Consider the following 2,167-nt stretch of genomic DNA (forward strand, 5'->3'; position numbering starts at 1 on the left):
CCAGGTGCGATTCCGGCGGCTCCAGGGCGATATCGGCGATGCGCGCGCCGTGCATCTCCAGCAGCCGCAGCTCGACCAGCTTGTCGATCAGGCTGCCGCCGCGGACCGCGAACAATTCGGCGTAGACGACGAAGACCACCAGCATGCCGGCGGTGAATTCTCCGCGCAGGGTCAGCCAGGCGCAGATCCAGATCAGCGCGATGCGCTGCAGGCCGAAGATCAGCTTCGACAGCGCGGAAAAGGTGGCGGCGACGCGGTTGATCGCCGCCTCGCGGTTGGCGACCTCGATGGTGGCGTTCGCCATCCGCGCCCGGCGCTCGGCCTGGCGGTTGGCGAGCTTGATCGTCTGCACGCCCTCGGAGCTGAGCGTGGACAGCATGACGTAGGTGGGCATGAAGCCTCCTGGGTCGCGGTTGGACCGTCCGCCCAGTTCTACCCCATAGGGCCCGCCCTCGGCTACTCCGCCGCCACAGCGCGCCACGGACGCGCGCTCCTCCTCTCTTTCGCGACCCTCCTCGTCGCCGCGCCGTCGAGCCCATGGCGGCGGGTCCCTCGACGGGCAGTACAGCCTCACCGTGCGCCGCGACCGCTGAGCGCGCGAAGATCCGCCTCGACGGTCCGCGGCTCGTGCTCGAGGGTCTCGTCGGGGATGCGCACGACGCGCCAGCCCTTGAGTGTGAGCGCGCGGTCGCGGGCGCGGTCGTCGACGAAGCGGCGCTCGCGGCCGCCGTCGACGACGGCGTGCTCGCTCGGCTGTACGCGCAGGCGCTGTGCGTCGTGGCGCCCGCCTACCTCGAGGACTACGTCGCCGCTTTCGACCTGCCCGTACGGACCGGCACCCGCGTGCAGCGGGTGCGTCAGGAGGGCAGCCGCTACGTCGTGACGGTCGGCGACCGCGAGCTCGTGGCGGACAACGTGGTCGTCGCGACCGGCACCTTCGGTGGGCCGTACACACCGTCGTTCGCGGACGAGCTCGACCCGCGCATCCGTCAGCTGCACTCGAGCGAGTACAAGAACCCGTCGCAGCTCCAGCCCGGTCCGGTCCTGGTCGTCGGTGCCTCGCACTCCGGCGCCGACGTCGCCCACGAGCTCGGCCCGCTCCACCAGACGGTGCTGGTCGGCCGGGACACCGGGCAGATGCCCTTCGACATCGAGAGCCCGATGTCCCGGTTCCTCTGGCCGGTGCTGTCGTTCGTCGCGCGGCGCCTGCTCACCATCAAGACGCCGATCGGGCGCAAGGCCCGCTCGAAGATCCGAGCTCACGGCGGTCCGCTCATCCGTTACAAGAACGCCCACCTGGAGGAGGCCGGTGTCGAGCGCGCCGGCGTCCGCGTCACGGGCGTGCGCGACGGTCTGCCCGTGGTCGACGACGAACGGATCTTGGACGTCGCGAACGTGATCTGGGCGACCGGCTTCCGGCAGGACTTCAGCTGGATCGAGCTGCCGGTCACCGGCGAGGACGGCTGGCCACGCGAGGAGCGCGGGGTCGTGGCCGACGCCCCCGGCCTGTACTTCGTCGGGCTGGCCTTCCAGTACGCGTTCGGCTCGATGCTGTTCGTCGGGGTCGGGCAGGACGCGGCGTACGTCGCCGAGCACCTCGCCGGACGCTCAGCGGCCACGTCGCCCGCGGTGGCCTGAGCGACCGCGAGCGGGGCAGGTGGCCGTCAACGACTCAGGTCGTGGTGACCTCGGGGAAGACCACGCCACGACCGTCTGGGGGGCGTGCTCGAGGAGGAACTCGGCGCCGTGTCCGAGGAACGGGCGCCCGTCCTCCTGACGTCGCAGCTGCGTCCCGATGACCACCAGGTCCGTATCCCGGTCGTCCGTCGCGGCGAGGATCTCGTGGCTGGCGACGGAGCCGACACGCAGGACCGGGGAGGCGCCACGGCCGAACCGTTCGGCCAGCGACGTCGGTCGCTCGCGGTTCGCGGACGGCGAACAGTCTCAGTTCCGGAACAGGCCGGCGCCGCCGCTTGGAGGCTGGCCGGCGCCGAAGTACGGCGTGACTGCGTCACTGTGGCCGCCATCGAACCGGCGGGGTGTGAAACGACATTCAGGTTGAGGCTGCGGGGCGGATAGAGCGACAGGGTCGGTGAGATTGGCGGGGCGGCCTTCGGGTTGCCCCGTTCGTCGTTGCACGGGCAGGGTCCGCCGGTCGGTAGATGAG

General features: G+C 71.1%; 2 protein-coding genes. One reads left to right on the forward strand and one right to left on the reverse strand.

Annotated features, from left to right (window positions below; translation table 11 throughout):
• Nucleotides 1-394 (reverse strand): peptidase domain-containing ABC transporter (locus tag KY462_16915; GenBank protein ID MBW3579380.1); only part of this gene is annotated, 394 nt, incomplete at its 3' end.
• A 143-nt stretch (nucleotides 395-537) separates the two neighbouring features.
• On the opposite strand from KY462_16915, the gene KY462_16920 reads away from it, so the two are divergent.
• Nucleotides 538-1,638, forward strand: coding sequence for an NAD(P)-binding domain-containing protein (locus KY462_16920; GenBank protein ID MBW3579381.1), 1,101 nt, complete (start codon nucleotides 538-540; stop codon nucleotides 1,636-1,638).
• Nucleotides 1,639-2,167 lie beyond the last annotated feature (529 nt).

This window comes from Actinomycetota bacterium (assembly GCA_019347675.1).
Lineage (GTDB): Bacteria > Actinomycetota > Nitriliruptoria > Nitriliruptorales > JAHWKO01 > JAHWKW01.